The organism is Candidatus Vondammii sp. HM_W22 (assembly GCF_022530855.2).
Classification (GTDB): domain Bacteria; phylum Pseudomonadota; class Gammaproteobacteria; order Chromatiales; family Chromatiaceae; genus Vondammii.
Window position 1 is genome coordinate 2,084,429 of record NZ_CP099567.1, and the last position, 21,424, is coordinate 2,105,852.

The 21,424-nt window shown below is 50.0% G+C and carries 18 protein-coding genes and 5 pseudogenes; 13 read left to right on the forward strand and 10 right to left on the reverse strand.

The window, feature by feature from the left end:
* Positions 1-99: 99 nt before the first annotated feature.
* Positions 100-811 (forward strand): annotated as a pseudogene (locus MN084_RS11535) (IS256 family transposase); the annotation flags it as partial.
* Between the two features lie 126 nt (positions 812-937).
* Here MN084_RS11535 and MN084_RS11540 read toward each other — a convergent pair.
* Both MN084_RS11540 and MN084_RS11545 read right to left on the reverse strand, forming a co-directional pair.
* Complete coding sequence (locus MN084_RS11540; RefSeq protein ID WP_241086311.1) at positions 938-1,114, reverse strand: hypothetical protein; 177 nt, start codon at positions 1,112-1,114, stop codon at positions 938-940.
* Positions 1,115-1,127: 13 nt separating this feature from the next.
* Positions 1,128-1,667: a metallophosphoesterase gene (locus tag MN084_RS11545; protein WP_241086310.1), complete on the reverse strand. Its 540-nt coding sequence runs from the start codon at positions 1,665-1,667 to the stop codon at positions 1,128-1,130.
* A 579-nt stretch (positions 1,668-2,246) separates the two neighbouring features.
* Here MN084_RS11545 and MN084_RS11550 point away from each other — a divergent pair.
* The 3 genes and pseudogenes from MN084_RS11550 to MN084_RS11560 all read left to right on the forward strand — a co-directional run bounded on the left by MN084_RS11550 (position 2,247) and on the right by MN084_RS11560 (position 3,943).
* Positions 2,247-2,624, forward strand: a complete 378-nt coding sequence (locus tag MN084_RS11550; protein ID WP_330178043.1) for a hypothetical protein — start codon at positions 2,247-2,249, stop codon at positions 2,622-2,624.
* Positions 2,624-3,558: pseudogene (locus MN084_RS11555) on the forward strand (IS1595 family transposase). Before MN084_RS11550 ends, MN084_RS11555 begins: the two are co-directional and overlap by 1 nt.
* A gap of 136 nt (positions 3,559-3,694) precedes the next feature.
* Positions 3,695-3,943, forward strand: coding sequence for a transposase (locus MN084_RS11560; RefSeq protein ID WP_330178044.1), 249 nt, complete (start codon positions 3,695-3,697; stop codon positions 3,941-3,943).
* Between the two features lie 433 nt (positions 3,944-4,376).
* Here the strand turns inward: MN084_RS11560 and fabA are convergent, their stop codons facing one another.
* The 6 genes and pseudogenes from fabA to MN084_RS11590 all read right to left on the reverse strand — a co-directional run bounded on the left by fabA (position 4,377) and on the right by MN084_RS11590 (position 10,507).
* On the reverse strand, positions 4,377-4,892 hold the full coding sequence (gene fabA, locus MN084_RS11565; RefSeq protein ID WP_241086308.1) for a 3-hydroxyacyl-[acyl-carrier-protein] dehydratase FabA: 516 nt from the start codon (positions 4,890-4,892) through the stop codon (positions 4,377-4,379).
* 50 nt (positions 4,893-4,942) lie between these two features.
* Positions 4,943-6,673: a proline--tRNA ligase gene (locus tag MN084_RS11570; RefSeq protein ID WP_241086307.1), complete on the reverse strand. Its 1,731-nt coding sequence runs from the start codon at positions 6,671-6,673 to the stop codon at positions 4,943-4,945.
* 691 nt (positions 6,674-7,364) lie between these two features.
* Positions 7,365-7,571 carry a hypothetical protein gene (locus MN084_RS11575; protein ID WP_241086306.1) on the reverse strand — a complete coding sequence of 69 codons (207 nt, stop codon included), beginning with the start codon at positions 7,569-7,571 and terminating at the stop codon, positions 7,365-7,367.
* 416 nt (positions 7,572-7,987) lie between these two features.
* The gene (locus MN084_RS11580; protein ID WP_241086305.1) at positions 7,988-8,341 is read right to left on the reverse strand and encodes an MBL fold metallo-hydrolase; all 354 of its coding nucleotides are present in this window, start codon (positions 8,339-8,341) and stop codon (positions 7,988-7,990) included.
* Positions 8,342-8,617: 276 nt separating this feature from the next.
* Positions 8,618-9,067: a DUF4124 domain-containing protein gene (locus tag MN084_RS11585; protein WP_241086304.1), complete on the reverse strand. Its 450-nt coding sequence runs from the start codon at positions 9,065-9,067 to the stop codon at positions 8,618-8,620.
* 225 nt (positions 9,068-9,292) lie between these two features.
* Positions 9,293-10,507 (reverse strand): annotated as a pseudogene (locus MN084_RS11590) (IS256 family transposase).
* A 258-nt stretch (positions 10,508-10,765) separates the two neighbouring features.
* Between MN084_RS11590 and MN084_RS11595 the strand changes: the two are divergent.
* The 8 genes and pseudogenes from MN084_RS11595 (at position 10,766) to rimI (ending at position 19,694) form a co-directional block, all read left to right on the forward strand.
* The gene (locus MN084_RS11595; RefSeq protein ID WP_241086303.1) at positions 10,766-12,535 is read left to right on the forward strand and encodes an acetolactate synthase 3 large subunit; all 1,770 of its coding nucleotides are present in this window, start codon (positions 10,766-10,768) and stop codon (positions 12,533-12,535) included.
* Positions 12,536-12,537: 2 nt separating this feature from the next.
* Complete coding sequence (gene ilvN / locus MN084_RS11600; RefSeq protein WP_241086302.1) at positions 12,538-13,029, forward strand: acetolactate synthase small subunit; 492 nt, start codon at positions 12,538-12,540, stop codon at positions 13,027-13,029.
* A 69-nt stretch (positions 13,030-13,098) separates the two neighbouring features.
* Positions 13,099-14,109 carry a ketol-acid reductoisomerase gene (ilvC, locus tag MN084_RS11605; RefSeq protein ID WP_241086576.1) on the forward strand — a complete coding sequence of 337 codons (1,011 nt, stop codon included), beginning with the start codon at positions 13,099-13,101 and terminating at the stop codon, positions 14,107-14,109.
* Positions 14,110-14,194: 85 nt separating this feature from the next.
* On the forward strand, positions 14,195-14,986 hold the full coding sequence (pssA, locus tag MN084_RS11610; protein WP_330178045.1) for a CDP-diacylglycerol--serine O-phosphatidyltransferase: 792 nt from the start codon (positions 14,195-14,197) through the stop codon (positions 14,984-14,986).
* Between the two features lie 435 nt (positions 14,987-15,421).
* A pseudogene (locus MN084_RS11615) lies at positions 15,422-16,731 on the forward strand (IS5 family transposase).
* A 95-nt stretch (positions 16,732-16,826) separates the two neighbouring features.
* Positions 16,827-18,377: a 2-isopropylmalate synthase gene (locus MN084_RS11620; RefSeq protein ID WP_241086299.1), complete on the forward strand. Its 1,551-nt coding sequence runs from the start codon at positions 16,827-16,829 to the stop codon at positions 18,375-18,377.
* A gap of 17 nt (positions 18,378-18,394) precedes the next feature.
* The gene (locus MN084_RS11625; protein WP_241086298.1) at positions 18,395-19,243 is read left to right on the forward strand and encodes a uracil-DNA glycosylase; all 849 of its coding nucleotides are present in this window, start codon (positions 18,395-18,397) and stop codon (positions 19,241-19,243) included.
* A complete protein-coding gene (gene rimI, locus MN084_RS11630; protein ID WP_241086297.1) occupies positions 19,227-19,694 on the forward strand; it encodes a ribosomal protein S18-alanine N-acetyltransferase in 468 nt (155 codons plus the stop codon). The genes MN084_RS11625 and rimI overlap by 17 nt, the downstream gene beginning before the upstream one ends.
* Before the next feature lie 36 nt (positions 19,695-19,730).
* Here rimI and MN084_RS11635 read toward each other — a convergent pair whose 3' ends face one another.
* On the reverse strand, positions 19,731-19,913 hold the full coding sequence (locus tag MN084_RS11635) for a hypothetical protein (RefSeq protein ID WP_241086296.1): 183 nt from the start codon (positions 19,911-19,913) through the stop codon (positions 19,731-19,733).
* A gap of 32 nt (positions 19,914-19,945) precedes the next feature.
* On the opposite strand from MN084_RS11635, the pseudogene MN084_RS11640 reads away from it, so the two are divergent.
* Positions 19,946-21,144 (forward strand): annotated as a pseudogene (locus tag MN084_RS11640) (IS256 family transposase).
* A gap of 57 nt (positions 21,145-21,201) precedes the next feature.
* Here MN084_RS11640 and MN084_RS11645 read toward each other — a convergent pair.
* Positions 21,202-21,381 (reverse strand): transposase, encoded by a 180-nt coding sequence (locus MN084_RS11645; protein WP_445083828.1) that lies wholly within the window; start codon positions 21,379-21,381, stop codon positions 21,202-21,204.
* Between the last annotated feature and the right edge of the window lie 43 nt (positions 21,382-21,424).

The following is a 21,424-nucleotide window of genomic DNA, read 5'->3' on the forward strand; positions in this document are numbered from 1 at the left end:
CGGCCAGCCACACCAATCGACGCATGCTGTACACCAAATTCATCATACCAATCTTCACACCGACCCTGGCTGAGACAGACCTAAATTCTGTGTAACTGCCTGTCATTAAACCCAAACAAGGAAGAGCTCCAAGCAATAGCCCAAGCGACCGCTAATAACATCAAAACTGAAGAAGATCTCAACGAGTTTCGGCAAATGCTGGCCAAAATCACGGTCGATGCGGCACTCAACGTTGAACTGGATGATCATCTTGGCTTTGCCAAACATGAACAACCCGAAGCGAGTAACAGCCGCAACGGCACTACTGGCAAGACCTTGCAAACGGAAGATGGCCAATTTGAACTGGATGCTCCACGAGATAGAGCGGGCAGCTTTAAACCCCGACTGGTTAAAAAGCACCAGCATCGATTTACCTCAATGGATGACAAGATCCTCTTCTTGTATGCTCAGGGTATGACGACCCGCGAAATCGTCACGACATTCAAGGAAATGTACGGAGCCGATGTCTCCGCCACACGCATATCCAAAGTTACTGATGCAGTTATCGAGCAGGTTGTCGAATGGCAATCTCGCCCCCTGGATGCGATTTAGCCTATTGTTTATCTGGACAGCATTGTCGTTAAAATCCGGCAAGACAAGAAAGTGATAAATAAAGCGATTTATCTCGCTCTGGGCGTCAACCTGGAAGGCCACAAGGAATTATTGGGGATCTGGCTGTCGGAGGGTGTGAAGGATATTTTGATTGCCTGTGCCGATGGCTTAAAGGGCTTTCCTGAATGCAATCAACACGGCTTTTCCGAATATCCAGCTCTGAATAGATTTATTGAGTTCGAAGAACGCTTAGCGGTATATATTTAACCTTGGCTGTTACACAGAAAGCTTTACAGGCCCTTTTAATCGTCATTCCGAGGCAAGTCGATATGACGTTTTTTAGCACTCAATAACCTTCTGAGTCCAGTTCCAGCTCTTCGGGTATGGATGAGATACGTTCAATGCCGGATCTTATCGATCCGTCAGGCATCAGCTTCAACCAGCGAAATCCTGGTGCCATCAGGTCTATGTCGAAGTCATCCTGATCGCTAGTGAACTGGATGCAGGTCGAAGGGGACCCCATCAGCTTTATGCCGTTATAGTCTGAATTCAAAGGTCTGATGTATATGGCCCCAAAGTATGCCTCTGACTTTTGAGTGTCCGTTGATGATGCCAAAAAAATCATCGGGATTGTCCAGAGACATTCTGTCCATCCAATCGCTGCCGATGAGAACCGGGTGGTGGTGAAGGCAGACCAGTGTATGACGATCAGGGTACTGTTGCAAACTCTGTCTCAGTATGTTCAATTCGTCAATATTCATGTGGCCGCTTGCGCTGCCCGGAACTGTTGAGTCCAACAAAACTATCAGCCAGTTGCCAATGCTTACAGTTTTTGGCGAGCTGACAAAAACACTGTCCATCTGTTCTGACATGACCTTTGGATTGTCATGGTTTCCCGGCAGGCAGTAAACGGGGATATCGAATTGTTCCAAGTGGTTTCTAAGGCGGGTATAGCCCTCAATGGAAGAGTCGTGAACCAAATCTCCAGTTGCTAGAATCATGTCAATCGGCATTGATTGTTGGCGTGCCAATTCAATCACGTTGAGCAAACTGTTCTGAGTGTTGATTCCGGCCAAGAGTTAGTCCGGATCGGCATAGAGGTGGCAGTCTGTAATTTGAAGAACACATAAACCTCTCTTCAACTGGTTTGCTGAGAGTGTAAAATCTGCATGCTTCAGGTGAACCCTGCCGTTATCCATTTAGATGGGAATCTCTGAGCCTTATACAATTATGAATAATAATCTAGTTTCAGGTATGGTTTGGGAGTAATCTGCTTACCTATTTTTAAATGATGAGAGTTGCAGATTGCATATTGGGTAATATATCTACGTTTCTGTGAACAAGTTCACACTGCATTATCCGGCGAGGTAACTTCCGCTGTCGGCCCATGCATGAAGAGATAATTGGACTCCCCTCACCCTAAAGCAGAAACTGGTTGCCCTTAAAGCAAAGCATAATGGGAGCCCAATAAACGAAGAAAACGATTATAGGTGTAGATTTAGCCAAAAAAGTTATCCAGGTGTGCGTTGTCAAAGGATCCGAGATAGTTACCAATGATGAAATGCCATCAGAGGAATTTGCATCCTGTCTGGTCATGGCTAAACCAGCGATTATCGTGTTCGAGTTCTTGTGTGATTTCCAACTACTGGAAGCAAGTGGCTAAGGACAATGGTCATGATGCCCGCATTATATCAGCCAAGCTTGTTTCTCAGATAAGGCAAAATCAAAAGGCCGATAAAAATGATGCCTTGGCCATCGTACAGGCTAGTCAGCTTGTTGATATTAAATTCATCAATGGCAAGACTTTTGAGCAACAAGAGCAGCATTCCACCATGAGAATGAGAGAACTTACAGTTAAACATAAAGTTGCATTGCGTAATCAAATTGAAGCGTTGTTACTGGAATTTAATATACGTGTGTCATCAAGAAGAGGTGGATTAGGTGGCACAGTTCAAGGGATGCTTGAAGACGCAGAGAAAGGGTTTCCTGATTACCTACCAGGCTCAGCTACTGAGCCAGTGGTCATTGCATAATAGAAGTCACTGAACACAGAGGATTTCTATCATGCCGAAAAATACAGTGCAGTTTCAAAGAAGAGCAATGTCAACAAGCATTGTACCAACTGCGTTGGCCTACCGGATATATATGTCCTGAGTGTGGCAACACAACAGGTTGTGAACTCAAAAGCCGTAAGGTATATCAGTGCTACAAATGCCACCACCAAAGCTCCCTGACTGCTGGCACCATCTTTCACGGCACCAAGCTGCCGTTGAAGAAGTGGTTTCTGGCCATCTATTTGTTGACTCAGCGTAAAAAAAGTACTTCTGCCTTGCAACTGTCCCGTGAAATTGGTGTGAACTACAATACAGCCTGGAAGCTCAAGCACAAACTGATGCAGGTGATGATGGAACGTCAGAGTCAAAAAAACTGGCTGGTCGCATCGAGATGGATGATGCCTGTATTGGTGGTGAGAAACCGGGAAAGCGTGGGCGAGGGTCTCGTAATAAAATCCCTTTCGTGGCAGCTGTTGAGACGACGCAGGACGGCAGGCCAATGAAGATCCAGCTGCGTCGGTTCCGCGGTTTTCAGAGTGCGGAGATCGCTCGATATGCCAGATCCAGTCTGTGTGCTGGCAGCACAGTTCTTTCTGATGGGCTCTACTGCTTCAGAGCAGTTACAGATGCTGGATGTGATCATATGCCTATCGTCACTGGCGGTGGGCGAAAGTATACCCAGCTCTCCACCTTTAAATAACTGAATACCATGCTTGGTAATATCAAGAATGCTTTGCAGGGAACCTTTCATGCTATTCGTAAAAAACACGTACCTCGTTATCTCGCCGAGTTTGAATATCGCTTTAATCGCCGGTTTAATCTTCCGGCTATGATTGAACGATTGCTCTGCGTCGCGTTACGTACACCACCGATGCCTTATCCCTTCCTGAGGATGGCTGAGGTTTATGGGTAATCAGGAAGGGTTTTGCATGCAGTTTCGCCAGGCATTGAATGCAATATGGAGACTTTACTTACAGACGGTTGAAAACATAGCGGAAAAGGATAGGCTATTGGCATAGGCCATCAAGGCACACCCGGAATGTGAGAAGTTGCGGGCGGCACTAGAGGGTGTGTCTACGATAAATGCTGTTAATCTCTATATTGCGACAGGCTGCGGTGAAGCTGGTACATTTAAAATGGGAGGGGATGCATCAGCATACATCGGATTGACGCGGCTTCAGCATTCCAGTGGTGGAAAAACAAATTTTGGTACTATCGGGAGATTGACGAAGAATATTGCCCTGAGGAGTTATCTTGTGAATGGTGCGATGTCTGTTATCAACCATGTTGACAAATGAGAACCGCAAACAAAACGGTCAGGACGGCATTTGCCCTATTGACGCAAGGTACAGAATATAAAGCTGAGCCATTATTGGCTTAAGCGTAACAATCACCAGAAAAAAGCTTTTTAACGTAGATGACAAATCAACTGTAAGGGTCAGTGCTTCGCACAGAGCAAACAAACTCGCTGGAAAGATTTGACCATACAGTTCGCGTGAAAATCATTGGGCCTGGGTTAGCTGCCCAAATTAGAGTTCGCACATAAGCGAAGCGAAGGCCGGTAGTCCCCGGTAGCGGTGAGGCCGCACTGCGTAGCCTGCGCCGAGTGAAACGATGGTGTGGCGAAGCGGCACTATGCAGGGCGGCCGGGGCAATAACAGACTGTCGAAGATCGAAAGCACGCTTCTCGTAATATCCGTAGGATATTTATTAAGAAGTTGTCGCTCAGAGTCAGAAGTTGTCTGTTGATACAAAAAGCCCCACGCGCAGATCCTTTGCGGTATAGATCTCGCGGCCATCCACTATCATTACCGCATCCGCCACACCCATTACCAGCCTGCGGGAGATGACCCGCTTCAGATCAATTTGGTAGGTCACCAGTTTCGCTGATGGTAATACCTGTCCGGCGAACTTGACTTCGCCTACGCCCAGGGCGCGGCCATGGCCTGGATTTCCTATCCATGCTAGGTAAAAACCGATTGCCTGCCACATGGCGTCAAGCCCAAGACAGCCCGGCATTACCGGATCACCGGGAAAATGGCAATCAAAAAACCAGAGAGCGGGATTAATATCCAGTTCTGCCTGGATTTCTCCCTTGCCAAAAATGCCGCCTTCATCGCAAATGCGCGTGACGCGGTCCATCATCAGCATGTTCGGCGTAGGCAGCTGCGCATTCCCCTCACCAAACATTTTTCCATTGCCGCAATCGAGCAGCTCTTCACGTGTGAAACTTTGTACTTTTGCCATGAAATCGGTTCTCTCTATTTTTTATTTGGTTGTCTGGGGACTGGGGTCCATCACGATGCTGTGTCCAGGTTCAGCCGCTCACAGAAGAATGGAACGATCTTATCGATATCAATCATTGTATTCTCGTTTTCTGCTCGGGCACGGTACTCCAGTTTTCCCTCGTCCAGACTGCGCTCACCAACCACTACCCGGTGCGGAATGCCAATCAATTCCATATCGGTAAACATGAAGCCAGGCCGTACATCACGATCATCGAGCAGTACATCGATCCCGATATCTGTCATCTCAGCATACAGCTTCTCAACGACATCACGGACCCGCTGGGATCGGCTCATTTTCATCGGCAGCAGTGCCACCTGGAACGGGGCTATGGTTGCAGGCCAGATAATACCATTGTCATCATGATTTTGTTCAATGGCGGCAGCCACAACCCGCGATACCCCAATGCCATAACAACCCATGGTCATAACTTCTCTACGGCTATTTTCCGCCAATACCGTGGCGTTCATTGCTTCGCTGTATTTTTTGCCCAGTTGGAATATATGACCCACTTCAACCCCTCTGGCTATCGTCAGCAGCCCTTTTCCGTCCGGGCTGGGATCTCCCTCCTGGACACATCTGATATCAGCGATCTGGGGCATGGGCAGGTCTCGTTCCCAATTGATGCCGAAGTAATGCTTGCCATCGATATTGGCGCCGGCGCTGAAATCCGCAGTGACTGCAACAGTTCGGTCTACAATGCAGGGGATGGGTAGGTTGACTGGGCCGAGTGAGCCTGGGCCTGCTCCGATGGTCTCTCTGATCTTTTCATCAGCGGCAAATTGTAGTGGAGAGGCAACTTCCGGCAGTTTTTCCGCTTTCAGTTCATTCAGCTCATGGTCACCACGTATTATAAGGGCGATGAAATTGGCCTCTTGTGTCTCATCCGCTGCGACGATCAGGGTCTTTACTGTTTTCTTGATCGGCTGGTCGAACTGCTCCACCAACTCCTGGATATTTTTTGCATCGGGCGTGTCCTGCAGCGACATCGCCACTCCAGGTTGAGGAAGTTCTTTGGTAAGGGCGATGGCCTCGGCTGTTTCAACATTGGCGGCGTAGTCACTGTCAGTGGAGAAGGCGATGGCATCCTCTCCCGATTCGGCCAACACATGAAATTCATGGGAGGCACTGCCGCCGATGCTTCCTGAATCTGCCTGGACAGGACGGAAATTGAGACCGCAACGTTTGAAGATATTGCTGTAGGCCTGGTGCATCTGCTCATAGCTCTGTTGCAGAGAGGCTTGGTCGATATGGAACGAATAGGCGTCCTTCATGAGGAATTCGCGTGCGCGCATCACCCCGAATCTTGGGCGTATCTCATCCCGGAATTTCGTCTGAATCTGGTAGAAGGTGACCGGCAGCTGTTTATAGCTATGAAGCTGATTGCGGGCCAGATCGGTGATGATCTCTTCGTGGGTTGGACCGTAGCAGAAATCTCTGTTGTGGCGGTCTCGAATGCGCAGCAATTCGGGACCATACTGCTCCCAACGACCTGACTCCTGCCAAAGTTCCGCCGGCTGAATTGAAGGCATCAGGATCTCCAGAGCACCGGTACGGTCCATCTCTTCGCGGACTATTTTTTCGATCTTGTGCAACACTCTGAGCCCGAGAGGGAGCCAGATGTAGAGTCCGGCCGCCAGTTTTCTGATCAGTCCGGCTCGCAGCATCAACTGATGGCTGACGATTTCGGCATCTGATGGTGTTTCCTTGGTGGTATGGAGGGGAAATCGAGTAGTGCGCATGGGAAATTCCGACGACTATTCCAAAACGGTGCATTCTACCCAAGATCCGCGACAGATGCGCGCTGGATGAAGAAAAATGAGATATCTTTTGTCTTCTTTTAAGTGGCTAATCAGTATCCGCCCCTTTTTGTTTCTGGACAAGTATTGATCACTGTCCCCGATATTCCATGATCCAAATTGCTACCTGATCATCCGCCCACCTAATGCAAAGGGATAATCACACGGCACTCTGGGCAAACATCTTCGAGGCTTTTTTTTAATACGTTCTTTGCTTCCCTATCCCCGTGTACCAGGCGAATCTCTTTAGGCTTGCCCACTTTGCCAGCCATGGAGAGCAAAGCGAAGGCTGGTAGCCCCCGATAGCCGTGAGGCCGCACTGCTTATCCGACGTACGATAGAGTAAGAGGGGAAGCAAAGTAGGCTTCCGAACACGACGTCCAGCCATTTATAAGAGTGCTGCGTAGCCTGTGCCGAGTGAAACGATGGTGGCGAAATGGCGCGTACGCAGGGCGTCCGGGGTAATAACAGGCGGTCAAAGATCGATTAGGGATTGGGACGTCCCAAAACGCATCATGAGATCGAAGACACACTTTAGTGCATACGCCGGACAAAATTGACTAGGTTTTTCTGATATCCATGGGCTGAGTAGCCTCTCAGGGTCTGGATGCCTGCGCGGATATTGGTCCGTTTGTTATCCAAACATGGCAAAACCATGGCCAGGGCAGTATTGCTGAATACTTCTGCCAAGCGTTTCTAATGCCTGATAGCCGACGAAAAGTCCGCCGATACGGGAGTCTCCCAATAGCGCCTTCAGGCAATTGACAATTCGCCCGCCAGTACACATGCCGCTAGCGGTAATGACAACGGTTGGCCGGGCATTTCCCTGCCAGATAGTCAACCGTTTTCAGGTGATCCTTGGACTGTCGATAGTGGTCAGTTGAGTGAAGGTGAGAAGGTTGCAGTCGTGTTCAACCCTGTTTTCCGTTTCGTTGTCCCAGTGGGGTTTCAGTTTTCGATAGGCATCGAATAAAACAGGCCGCAAGAGGAGAGTCAAGTATGATCTCCAGGCCTTCCATGGCAGTTATCGCGCTGCAGCCTGTTCGGCATAATGATGAATGATTCCCTCCATACAGCAGCTCCTGGGTTCGGCCAATACTGAGGGCCGGAATCAGGATTACTACCCGATCTTTGAAGCAGTGTTCCACCAGCTGTTTCAGCCGACTTCGTCACTCTTTAGAAGGGGAGCTTTTTAACCTGTGAGGCGTGTTTTATCCGGCACTCGACGTAGGCTGAATCCAGTATGGATCCCGCGGGTTACAGACGAATATCCAGCCTACTCCCGGTCTCTTTATTCAATGGACCTTCGCTCCACTGAGCGTAGGGTAGAGGGTGTAATCGGCTATCGATCAGATCGAGAAAGCATGCAACCAGACTCCTGTTTCTGGGAATGCCCATTCTCAGGGCATCGCCCGGCACCAGTGGAAGTAAAATCGCCGTTGCTTCAGAACAGTAGATTGGACCTTTGAATCCAGCGGCTATCAGATGGGGAATGCGGCCCACATGATCAATGTGACAGTGGGTTACCGCCAGGGCGCAAAGAGTATCCATCGGAAAGGTGATTTCGGAATTGGCTTCTTGGTTTTCGGGTGACTCAGTACCCTGAAACATACCGCAATCGACCAGGATCGAACTGTGTCTATCCAGCCCCTTAAATAAAAACCCCGCAGCATCCCTGCCGCAGGGTTTACCGCTGGATCTGTTCTGGTTGCTGCATCCTTGCCAGCCTCCTTGCCGATTACTGCCATTCCATGGCGATCCGTGGTCGCGGTGAATGGATACTTACATTCCTAAACCATTTTTAAATAGGGTTAATCTGACTCTTTTGTAGGAATTTTCTTGAAACAAGGAAGTGGTCCCCACAGCATCGCTATAATCAAGCCTTGATTACTTGCAGAACTCTTCAATCTGCTTTTCTGCATTTTTGATCTTTTCCTGACGCTCCTCTTCTGTCGGTCTGTCATAGCTTCCATCCGGCATTTTTACCAGTTTTCGGCCTAAATTCTGGTAGACATTCAGATTGTGCTTTGCATTGTTACAGTTCTGTTTCAGTATGGCGCTGATATCGGCCTGCTTTTTTGCCGCTTTGACGCGCTCCGAAGCGCTCTTTTGTAGAGGCTCCGGACTCTTCTTGTCTGGTTCCGGGCTCGCATTTGTAGCGCGTGAAGTTGATATTTTGATCTCTGTCGCTTCTCCGGATGTCGGCCTTGCCTGAGAGTAAACAGTGATGCCGGTCTCATCCACCCAGCGGTAAGATTTCCCCTCGGCTATGGTCTCGGCAACTGTCAGCCAGGAAGTAGCAATAATGCAGGTCAGCAGTACATTACGAGCGAACATAGATGCATCCTTTTTGGTTCGAAAACCGATTTATATCCTGCACAGACCATTGTATGGGCCTTGTCACCACTTCGGCAAGGTCGGATCTCACAAAAAACGAGAGTATTGGCAGCAGATGATCTGTCATCTGCCGGATTGAACAGCCATTTTAGAGCATACTATTGACCCGCATTGCTCATCATCCCGTCATGAATTATAGTCAAATCTGGTGTTTAGCCAGTTGAATCAAGCGGCGACCTGATCGACTCTTGCTACCTCAAGACCCTCTTTAAATTTGATTCCGGATTATCACCTTCGCCAAGTAATCGAAACCCCGTAATCGTCTCCACGTCTTCTCGGCACACAGGCCGGGTTTGAACATCATGTGTAGCATGCCGTCACGCGATAGGCAGCCCTTGGAACGCCTGGTTCGATGGCAGATTGTCCCGAAGGTGGATTCAATCGGATTGCTGGTCCGAATGCTCTGCCAATGCTGCGCAGGAAATTGATAGAAAGCCATCAGTTCCTCTCGGTCTTTGTGCAGACAGATGGCAGCCTTCGGATACTTTGGCTCATACGTTTTGATAAACAGATCAAAGGCCTTTTCCGCATCGGCCTGGGTCTCCGACTGCCAGATGTTATGCAGTGCCTGCTTCGCTTTCGGCTGAGCTGACCTTGGCAGGCAGTTCAGCACGTTCATGGTCTTGTGCATCCAGCAGCGCTGCCGGCGCGTCTCCGGATACACTTCCTCCAGCGCAGCCCGGAATCCCATGGCACCGTCACCGATCGCCAATTTTGGCGGGGTCAGTCCGCGTGACTTCAGTTTCAACAGTACCTCCCGCCAGCTCTGTGTGGACTCCCGTACACCATCCTCAATTGCCAGAAAATGCTTCTCACCACGCTCATTCACGCCGATCACCACCAGGGCACACAGCTTCGTCTGCTCTGCTCTCTGTCCGCTGTAGACACCGTCTGCCCACACATACACCCAATGGCCCTTATCCAGGCGTTCCTCGCACCCGCTCCGATATTCTTCTGCCCAGACCTGCTTCAGACGCGATACCCTGCCGGCCGACAAGCCTGTTGCATCCGGAACCACCAGCACTTTCAGGGCTTCACCCATCTCTCCACTGGAAATCCCCTTCAGGCAGAGCCACGCCAGCGCCGCTTCCAGTGACTTCGTCTTGCGTACATACGGCGGCACCAGAGCTGATCGGAACGTCACCGGCTCGCCGGTCTTCGCGCGAACTTGGGGGATCTTGACCGTGACCGGCCCCAATCCTGTCTGCAGTTTACGAGCGGGCAGGTGACCATTACGCACCACACCCACCTTGCCATCCTCTGTTCGTCGCTCGACGTGCTCCGCCAGCAGCTCGGCCTCCACCGCCTAGTAGATCAACTGCTCTGCACCACTTCTCAGCAACTTTGTCAGCGGATCGATATCGTATCTCGACCTGCCAGCTTAACAACGTTATTCTTACTCGTGGTGGCGTATCTCCAATGGTTGTTTTGATGTCTCGCAACAACAAATCAACCAGATACCCCGCTTTTTTTCAATTCCTTTCAAACAACACTTTTCGGTAAAACGCCGAAGCTTGATCGGAGTTACCGTTTCACGATGGACCCTGGATTAAGAATGACCCAGTGGATTTGCGGTGATCACCCTTGACCTTGCCTTTGTAACTCAGTAACTTGTGAGATTCGATTTTTCCCTTGGGTATGTTGTTGTCGGCTGGTTTCTCTACGATCAGCCGGTTGGGAGGTTTTGACGTGGAATTGAGTGGTGCCGAGATCGTCGTTCAGTGTTTGAAGGACGAGGGCGTTGAACATTTATTTGGTTACCCGGGCGGGGCTGTGTTACATATCTATGATGCAATTTTTCAGCAGGATAGTGTCAAGCACATCCTGGTCCGCCATGAGCAGGGTGCAACCCATGCGGCGGATGGCTATGCCCGCTCCACTGGTAAGCCAGGTGTTGCTCTGGTGACATCAGGTCCTGGTGCCACTAATGCAGTAACGGGTATTGCTACCGCCTATATGGACTCTATCCCGATGGTGGTTCTGACCGGGCAGGTCCCCTCTCCCTTTATCGGCAGTGACGCTTTTCAGGAAGTGGACACCGTAGGTATCACCCGTCCCTGCGTCAAACATAATTATCTGATCAAGGACATGCACGATATAGCGGATACCTTTAAGAAAGCATTTTTCCTCGCTACGTCCGGTCGCCCTGGTCCGGTGGTAATCGATATTCCAAAGGATATTACCGATCCCAGTATCAAGATACCCTACGAGTACCCCAAAAAGGTCAAGATGCGCTCTTACAGTCCTGTGGCCAAAGGTCATCTCGGACAGATCAAGAAAGCGATCAATCTGATGCTCAATGCCGAGCGCCCGGTATTCTATACTGGGGGCGGTGTGGTGCTGGATAATGCCAGCAAGTTGTTGGTCGATCTGGTAAAGGAGCTTAACTTTCCCATCACCAGTACCTTGATGGGACTTGGCGCCTATCCTGCCAGCGATAAACGGTTCCTTGGCATGCTGGGTATGCACGGTACCTATGAAGCCAATATGGCAATGCATGATACCGATGTGCTGATCGCCATCGGTTCACGATTTGATGACCGAGTCACCGGACAGATTGCACAATTCTGCCCTAACGCAAAAATCATTCATGTGGATATAGACCCCTCATCCATCTCCAAGAATGTCCGGGTGGATATCCCCATTGTCGGGCCGGTTAAATCGGTTCTGAGGGATATGCTCAGGGTGCTCAACGAGCAGAAGAAATCGCCAAAGGTCTCTGCGCTGAAGAAGTGGTGGGCGCAGATCGATCAGTGGCGCGGTAGAAACTGTCTCAGTTATGACCGTAACAGTAAGGTCATCAAACCCCAGTTTGCCATCGAAACGTTGCATAAAGTGACCAAAGGAGATGCTTTTGTTGCATCCGATGTCGGACAGCATCAGATGTTCACCGCGCAATTTTATGGTTTTGACAAACCCAGACGCTGGGTCAATTCTGGCGGGCTGGGTACTATGGGGTTTGGTCTTCCCGCCGGTATTGGTATTCAGATGGCTCATCCCGGCGCAGATGTCGCGGTGGTTACGGGTGAAGCCAGTGTCCAGATGTGCATTCAGGAGTTGGCTACCTGCAAGCAGCACGATCTTCCTCTGAAGATCCTGCTGTTGAATAACGGTTATATGGGGATGGTGCGCCAGTGGCAGGAGTTCTTCTATGACGGCCGCTATTCACACTCCTACGTTGAGGCGCTGCCCGATTTTGTCAAACTGGCCGAGAGCTATGGCCATGTCGGTATGAAAATCGAGAAGCCGGCAGATCTGGAGTCAGCGATGACAGAGGCATTCTCATTGAAAGACCGGCTGGTCTTTATGGATGTGATTATCGATCCAACCGAGAACGTCTACCCGATGATCGAGGCGGGCAAAGGCCACCACGAGATGTATCTTCCACCGGATAGTGAGCTGGTTTGATCATGAGACATATTATTTCAATCCTGATGGAAAATGAATCCGGTGCACTCTCCAGGGTGGCCGGTCTGTTCTCGGCACGGGGCTACAATATTGAGTCCCTGACGGTAGCGCCTACCGAAGATCCTTCGCTCTCCCGCATGACGCTGGTGACCCGGGGGGATGAAGCGATTATCGAGCAGATCACCAAACAGCTGAACAAGCTTATTGAAGTGGTGAAACTGCTGGATCTCTCCGAGGGGGCGCACATCGAACGGGAGATGATGCTGATCAAGCTGAAGGCGGAGAGGAGTCAACGTGACGAGTTCAAACGGCTGGTGGACATTTTCCGGGGCAAGATAATCGATGTCACCGAGACCAGCTACATCGTTGAGATGACAGGTAACCCAAGCAAGTTGGATGGCTTTATAAACGCAGTTAGCGATGATCTCATCGTTGAAGTGATACGCACCGGACCGTCAGGCATCGCGCGTGGCCCCAAAGGGCTGAGCCTTTGATGGTGGTATTGTTCGGCTCGTACACAGGATTTGAACTAAGTTAAAATTGAAGGTACTACTCAAATGACCATGAATATCTATTACGACAAAGACACCGACCTCTCCCTTATCCAGGGCAAGAAAGTGACCATTGTCGGTTATGGCTCCCAGGGCCATGCTCATGCCAATAACCTAAAGGATTCCCGTGTCAATGTCACTGTCGCTCTGAGACCCGGCTCCGGCTCTGCGGTCAAGGCGGAGAATGCCGGTCTGCAGGTCAGGGATATTGATGAGGCTGTCAAAGAGGCGGACGTTGTGATGGTTTTGGCACCTGATGAGCATCAGGCTACACTCTATCGCGAGCATCTGGCGCCGAATATGAAAGCATGCGCGGCGATTGCATTTGCTCATGGTTTCAATATCCATTATGGCACAATAACCCCAAGGGAAGATCTTGATGTAATCATGATCGCGCCAAAGGCACCTGGCCACACCGTGCGCAATGAATATACCCGCGGTGGCGGCATCCCTGACCTGATCGCGATTGCCCAGGATGCATCCGGCCAGGCAAGAGAGATTGCGCTCTCCTACGCTTCAGCCATCGGCGGCGGGCGTTCCGGTATTATTGAGACAACCTTCAAGGATGAGACCGAGACAGACTTGTTTGGCGAGCAGGCGGTACTCTGTGGTGGTGCCACTGCACTGGTGCAGGCAGGCTTCGAGACCCTTACCGAAGCGGGTTATGCTCCTGAGATGGCCTACTTTGAATGTATGCATGAGCTAAAACTGATTGTTGATCTGATGTATGAGGGCGGCATCGCCAATATGCGCTACTCTATCTCTAACACAGCCGAGTACGGTGACCTGACCCGCGGTCCACGCATTATTACCGACGAAACCAAGGCAGAGATGAAACGTATCCTGACAGAGATCCAGAATGGTGAATTTGCCCGCGAATTCATTCAGGAGAACCAATCCGGTCAGATCACACTGAAGGCCAAACGCCGTATCGGCCGCGAGCACCCGATTGAAGAGGTTGGTGAACGTCTGCGCAGCATGATGCCTTGGATCAAGAAGCTCGTGGACAAGAGCAAGAACTGATCCTTCTCTGCAGTAACTAAAAAACCGCCGGTCTGTTCCGGCGGTTTTTTTTGCTTCCGAACGGGTACTATGTAGAGGTTAATCAATGGAAACCGGACCAATGCCAGAAACCGGCCAAAAGCCGAAACGCAGACGTGGTATCTATCTGTTGCCAAACCTGTTTACCACCGCCGCGCTTTTCTGTGGATTCTACGCCATCCTGGCAGCGATAAGTGGTGAGTTTGAGCATGCGGCTGTCGCCATCTTCATTGCCATGATTCTGGATGGATTGGATGGCAGGGTGGCGAGGATGACCAATACACAGACGGCATTCGGCGCAGAGTACGACAGTCTCTCCGACATGGTGGCCTTTGGATTGGCGCCAGCCCTGGTGATGTATATCTGGTCGCTGAACAGCCTGGGTAAGATGGGTTGGCTGGCCGCTTTTATCTATACTGCGGGTGCTGCATTGCGCCTGGCCCGGTTTAATACCCAGGTGGGTACGGCGGATAAACGTTTCTTTCAGGGAATACCTAGTCCGGCTGCCGCTGCCATCATGGCTGGCAGTGTCTGGGTAGCGGTGGACTATCAGATTGATGGGGTCGATCTGGCTATTCCGGTCGGTTTACTGACCGTTGCGGTTGGTCTTCTGATGGTAAGTAATATCCGCTATAACAGCTTCAAAGAGGTAGACTTTCGCGGCAAAATACCCTTTTTCTCGATGGTCGTCATGATGCTGGGATTCTCTGTGCTTTTCATCCAGCCGCCGCTAATTCTATTTCTTATTTTCCTCGTCTATGCCATTTCCGGGCCTGTATTGACGCTGAAACATCTACGCAGTCGAAAGGCTCGGCGTCGGGCGGCACTGAAATCTGAGGACACTGAAGACCAGGATTAACCAGTGGCCATCCGGAAACTGTATAAATAAACGTGGATCGTCAAGAGGAAACAAAGTATGCAGTAAATTCTCAATAAGTTCGTGCGGTGGAGGGTATGGGAATATTACTTCCAAGAGACGCTATGAATACATCCCTGCACGCTTGAGGTTGGCATCCCTGCCTCCCCCACACTCTTGGAAGTAATATCCCTATACCCTCTCATAAGCATCTGCACCGTATTATTGAGAAGTTACAGTATGCAAAGGTTACGCATTGAAAAACAAAGAAATCTTCTGCCTTCCTTTTTTGATAGTTTTTGGATGGACACTACCTAGTCGACCCTGAAATATTCATAACGCAATGATTTATATAAAATAAGCGTCTAAATTTGATAAAATAAACGTCCGGGAAAGCAGTAAAAGCAGAGAAAAACTGGACGAAACAGAGGTGGATAATTGAGCAAAGCCAAGACAGCCAATCCCAACCAGCAAAGTTTCCTGCACCAGAACTTACTGGATCAGCTGAACCCCAAGCATCCACTTTTGCTATTGGCCAGACAGATAGACTGGTCATATTTTGATGCTGAATTTGCCCCGCTTTATTCTCATCTTGGAAAGCCCTCAAAACCGATCCGCCTAATGGTGGGCCTCTCGATACTCAAGCATCTGGAAGATCTCAGTGACGAGGTTCTGATTCAACGCTGGATACAAAATCCCTACTACCAGAGATTTACGGGTGAGATCGAATTCCAATGGCAACTTCCTTGTGACCCCTCCGACCTGACTTACTTCAGAAAGCGTATTGGCAACGAAGGTTTTGAAAAGGTCCTGGCTGCCTCTATCGCCTTACATCAAGAAAAGGCGATCGAAGATGAAATGTGTATCGACACTACCGTACAAGAGAAAAACATTACCTTTCCAACTGATGCAAAGCAGTACCGAAAGATACACGGGCAGTTACTCAAGATGGCCCGAGCAGAAGGTATCGTGCTCAGTCGAAGCCATGAGAAGGAAGTAAAAATTCTCAAGCTCCCCACCCGATTTGCCACACATCCGAGGAATCGTAAAAAGGCACGTAAGGCCGTCAAGCGATTAAAGACCATCAGCGGCCAATTACTGCGTGAAATACAGCGTAAGATGACCGCAGAACAACAGAAATTCTATGCAGAAAAGTTCGCCCTGTACCAGCGCATGCTGAATCAGAAGCGTGCTGATAAAAACAAGTTGTACAGCCTACATGAACCTCATGTTTACTGTATGAGCAAAGGCAAGGCCCAGCAGCGTTATGAGTTTGGCACCAAGGCATCAATCACCACCACAAGGGACGCGGGCATTGTGATTGGTGCCCCGGCTTTTGAGAAGAATGTATTTGATGGTCACACCGTACCTGAGGTCTTGGCACAGGTGAAACGTCTCATCAATCGAGTACCCAAAGTGGGTATTGCTGATCGAGGTTACCGGGGCAAATCAAAGGTTAATGACACCCAGATAGTAACACCAAAGCCTGCTAGGAAGAATACCTCAGAAGAAGCCATGGCATTAGCCAGAAAACGTTTCAGAAGACGAGCTGGCATTGAGCCTGTGGTCACTTAAAGAGTGACCACAGGCTAAAAAGGAACTTTCTTAAAGGCTTTGCCGGGGATCAGATTAACTTGCTTATGGCGGCGGCTGCCTTCAACTTCAGAAAATGGATGAGGGAGATTCTTTTTGTGCTGAAAAATATCATGTCCATACTATTGTTCCTGTTTGCAAAACAGAAACAATAGTATTATTAAGTGCCTGGAATGAATATTTCAGAGTCGACTACCTATTTTTTTAGGTCAGTGTGATGCCTGCGCCCGAACCCGCTTTGGAGCAAACCATGAGCAATCAGGACAAATTGATTATTTTCGATACCACCTTGCGTGACGGGGAGCAGAGTCCCGGGGCATCCATGACAAAGGATGAAAAGCTCCGCATCGCCAAAGCACTGGAAAAGATGCGGGTGGATGTTATTGAAGCAGGGTTTCCTATCGCCAGCCAGGGCGATTTCCAGGCGGTGCAGGCAATTGCCAGGGTCATTAAAAACAGTACTGTCTGTGGCCTTGCCCGTGCCCTTGAGAAGGATATCGATCGTGCTGGTGAGGCCATCAAAGAGGCCAATTCAGGACGTATACATACGTTCATTGCAACCTCGCCGATCCATATGGAGAAGAAGCTTAGAATGAGCCCTGATGAGGTGGTGAAACAGGCCGTCTGGGCGGTCAGGCACGCTCGTAAATATACCGATGATATCGAGTTCTCGGCGGAAGATGCTGGTCGTTCCGATATCGATTTCCTCTGCCGGATCTTTGAGCAGGTGATTGAGGCGGGAGCCACCACAATCAATGTGCCTGATACGGTTGGCTACAATCTCCCCCAGCAGTTCGGTGAGACCCTCCGTACGCTTATTGAACGAATACCCAACTCAGACAAAGCGATATTTTCTGTCCACTGTCATAACGACCTCGGATTGGCCTCTGCCAACTCTCTGGCAGCAGTACTCAATAGTGCGCGTCAGGTTGAGTGCACGATTAATGGCCTGGGTGAGCGCGCTGGAAATGCCTCCCTCGAAGAGGTGGTGATGGCTGTGCGGACTCGCAGAGATCTGTTTGATTGTGACAGTGAACTGGATACCACTCAGATCGTCAACTGTTCCCGTCTGGTAGCCAGTATCACCGGTTTCCCGGTACAGCCGAACAAGGCGATTGTCGGTGCCAACGCCTTTGCCCATGAAGCAGGTATTCACCAGGATGGTGTACTGAAAAATCGTGAAACATATGAAATCATGCGGGCAGAGGATGTGGGCTGGGTGCAGAACCGCATGGTTTTGGGAAAGCATTCCGGCCGCAATGCTTTCCGCGTCAGATTGGAAGAGTTGGGTATCAGCTTCGAATCTGAAAAAGAGGTGAATGAAGCATTTCGCCGTTTCAAGGATCTTGCAGACAAGAAGCATGAGATCTTTGATGATGACCTTCAGGCCCTGGTGACCGATGCCGGCTTTATTTCCGAAAATGAGCGAGTGAAGCTTGTCTCGATGAAAGTCTGCTCAGAGACTGGTGAGACACCGGATGCCACCGTGGTACTCACTGTGGATGCCGAAGAACAGTCGGGCAGATCGATTGGCGGCGGGCCGGTGGATGCGACTTTCAAAGCGATAGAGGAGATAGTTCAGAGTGGTGCGGAGCTGCAACTCTACTCAGTGAATGCAATCACCAGCGGGACAGATGCCCAGGGTGAGGTGACCGTCCGCCTACAGAGAGACGGGCGTATTGTCAATGGGCAGGGTGCGGATACGGATATTGTCATCGCATCAGCCAAGGCCTATGTCAACGCCTTCAACAAACTTGAACATGAGATACAAAGATCCCACCCCCAGCAAGATGATGTCTGATCGGCGAGCCGAAACCAATGGATGATCTGCTGAGGCGACAATATCTCGAAGCCATGGGCATAGGTAACTGGCTGCCCCGACAGATGGAAGCTGGTCAGAATGTGGCTGTGGAGCAAGCGTCGCTAGCGCAACCAGAAATCTCTGATCCACCACTTGAGGCTCGTTTATCCGAAGCAGCACCTGTTGCTGAGACAAATGATTCAATCCCTTCCTTGTTGAATGAGGCTCCTCCTTTGGCTGAGGAATTTGCCCCTTCCATGGCACCTGAAGAAATGGCCCATGAGGTGCCTGAGCGTGGCATTGCCGGGTTGGATTGGAAAGATCTGAATCAGCGAGTAACGGAGTGCCAGGCATGTGGACTTGATAAGACCCGGACCAAGACAGTTTTTGGCGTGGGTGAGCAAACAGCGGACCTGATGGTTATTGGTGAGGCCCCTGGTGCAGATGAGGATCGCAAGGGTGAACCTTTTGTCGGTCGTGCAGGGCAACTATTGACTAGGATGCTCAGGGCCATTGGGCTGAACCGGGAGCAGGTATTTATTGCCAACATTCTAAAATGCAGGCCGCCTGGCAACCGCGATCCGCGCTCTGACGAGGTGCAAAAATGCGAGCCTTTTCTGCAACGGCAGGTGACACTGGTCAAGCCGAAGGTAATACTGGCCGTTGGCAGGGTGGCCGCCCATAATTTACTCAAGTCCGATGAGACCCTCGGCCGGATGCGTGGAAAAACATTCAATTATAATGGTATTCCGGTGGTGGTCAGCTATCATCCAGCCTATCTGTTGCGGTCACCTGAGCAGAAGGCCAAGAGCTGGCAGGATCTGCAGCGCACACTCCGGCTGTTGAATCATGAGCGCCATTCTTAAAGAGCCGCTGCTGCATATACGGCCCATGCAGCAGTCGGATATTGAGGCCACAATGGAGATGGAACTGCTCTGTTATGAACACCCCTGGACAGAAGGGATATTCAAGGATTGCCTGCGGGTGGGCTACTGCAGCTGGGTTTACATGCTGGATCAGCGGTTGATCGGCTACGGTATCATGTCCGTTGCGGCGGGTGAAGCGCACATACTGAATCTCTGCATACACCCTGAACACCAGGGAAAGGGGTTGGCGCGATACTTGTTACAGCGCTTGCTTACCCTCGCCCGGGAGCATGGTGCAGATACGGCCTTTCTTGAAGCCCGCTCTTCAAACCGGATTGCACTGGGGCTTTATGAATCCATAGGATTCAATGAAATCGGCATACGCTGTGGTTATTATCCGGCCAAAAAAGGACGGGAAGACGCTGTGCTGCTGGCTTTAAATCTACAGTAGTGCCGCTCTCCACCCTATCCATATCCATACCTCGCTTCATCCGGCCAACCACACCAATCGACGCATGTTGTACACCATTTGTTTTATCACTACATGCCTCTCAGGGCTATCCCCGGCTTTGATCTGCCTATTTTCCTCTCGCGTATTACGTTGCCTGGGTACTGGAACGATAGCTGCATCAGCGGAGACTATCCTGAATTCTGTGTAACTGTCTATCATTAAACCCAAACAAGGGAGAGGATAGGCAGATGATCGACAAGAAAGAGCTCCAGGCGATAGCCCAGGCGGTCGCTAATAACATCAAAACTGAAGAAGATCTCAGCGGGTTTCGGCAAATGCTGACCAGGATCACGGTCGAGGCAGCACTCAATGCTGAACTGGCTGATCATCTTGGCTTTTCCAAACATGAACAGTCCGAAGCGAGTAATAGCCGCAACGGCACTACCAGCAAGACCTTGCAAACGGAAGATGGCCAGTTTGAACTGGATACCCCGCGAGATAGAGCGGGCAGCTTTGAACCTCAGCTAGTTAAGAAGCACCAGCGTCGATTTACCTCAATGGATGACAAGATCCTCTTCTTGTATGCCCAAGGTATGACAACCCGCGAAATCGTCACGACATTCAAGGAGATGTATGGGGCCGATGTCTCTGCCACACTCATATCCAAAGTCACTGACGCAGTTATCGAACAGGTTGTTGAATGGCAATCTCGCCCCCTGGATACGATTTATCCTATTGTTTATCTGGACTGCATTGTCGTTAAAATCCGGCAAGACAAGAAAGTGATCAACAAAGCGATTTACCTCGCTCTGGGCGTTAACCGGAAGGCCACAAGGAATTATTGAGGATGTGGCTATCGGAGAATGAGGGGGCCAAATTCTGGCTGAACGTGTTGACAGAGCTTCAAAACCGCGGTGTGAAGGATATTTTGATTGCCTGTGTCGAAGGCTTAAAAGGCTTTCCTGATGCCATCAACACGGCCTTTCCGGATACCCAGATCCAGCTCTGTATCGTGCATATGGTACAGAACTCGATGAAGTACGTGCCTTGGAAAGACTACAAGCCTGTCACGGCTGATTTGAAAAATATTTACCCGTCCATCACCGAGGAAGAAGCCTTATTGGCGCTGGATAAATTCGCTGACCGATGGGACAACAAATACCCCCAGATCAGCCGCTCCTGGCGTGCCTATTGGCAGAACCTCAACACGCTGTTCAACTATATACGAAAAGTGATCTACACGACCAACGCCATTGAGTCACTGAACAGCGTCATTCGCAAAGCGATCAAAAAGCGGAAGTTGTTTCCAACCGATGACTCGGCAAAGAAAGTAATCTGCCTGGCAATCCAAGCCGCATCGAAAAAGTGGACAATGCCGATCCGTAATTGGAAACCAGCACTGAATAGATTTATGATTGAGTTCGAAGAACGCTTGGCGGTATATATTTAACCGCGGCATCTACAATTTGTCCCTTGCGAACACTGAAGCCTGCTGCATCAATCTGAATCAACAGCTCTGAAAAGAGTTTATCATTCTTTCAGGTGCCCACGATACACCCAAACCGTTTTGGCATCGGGTACCACTCAGCCCAAAGAAACGACAAAAGCCATAGCGATCCCGAATTTGGAACTCTGTTTGATCATCGTTCAGATTGAATAAATGCTGTAGGTGCAACACCTTAAACATCCGTACTGCATCGCAAGGCGGATACCCACCTTTACTGGGATCA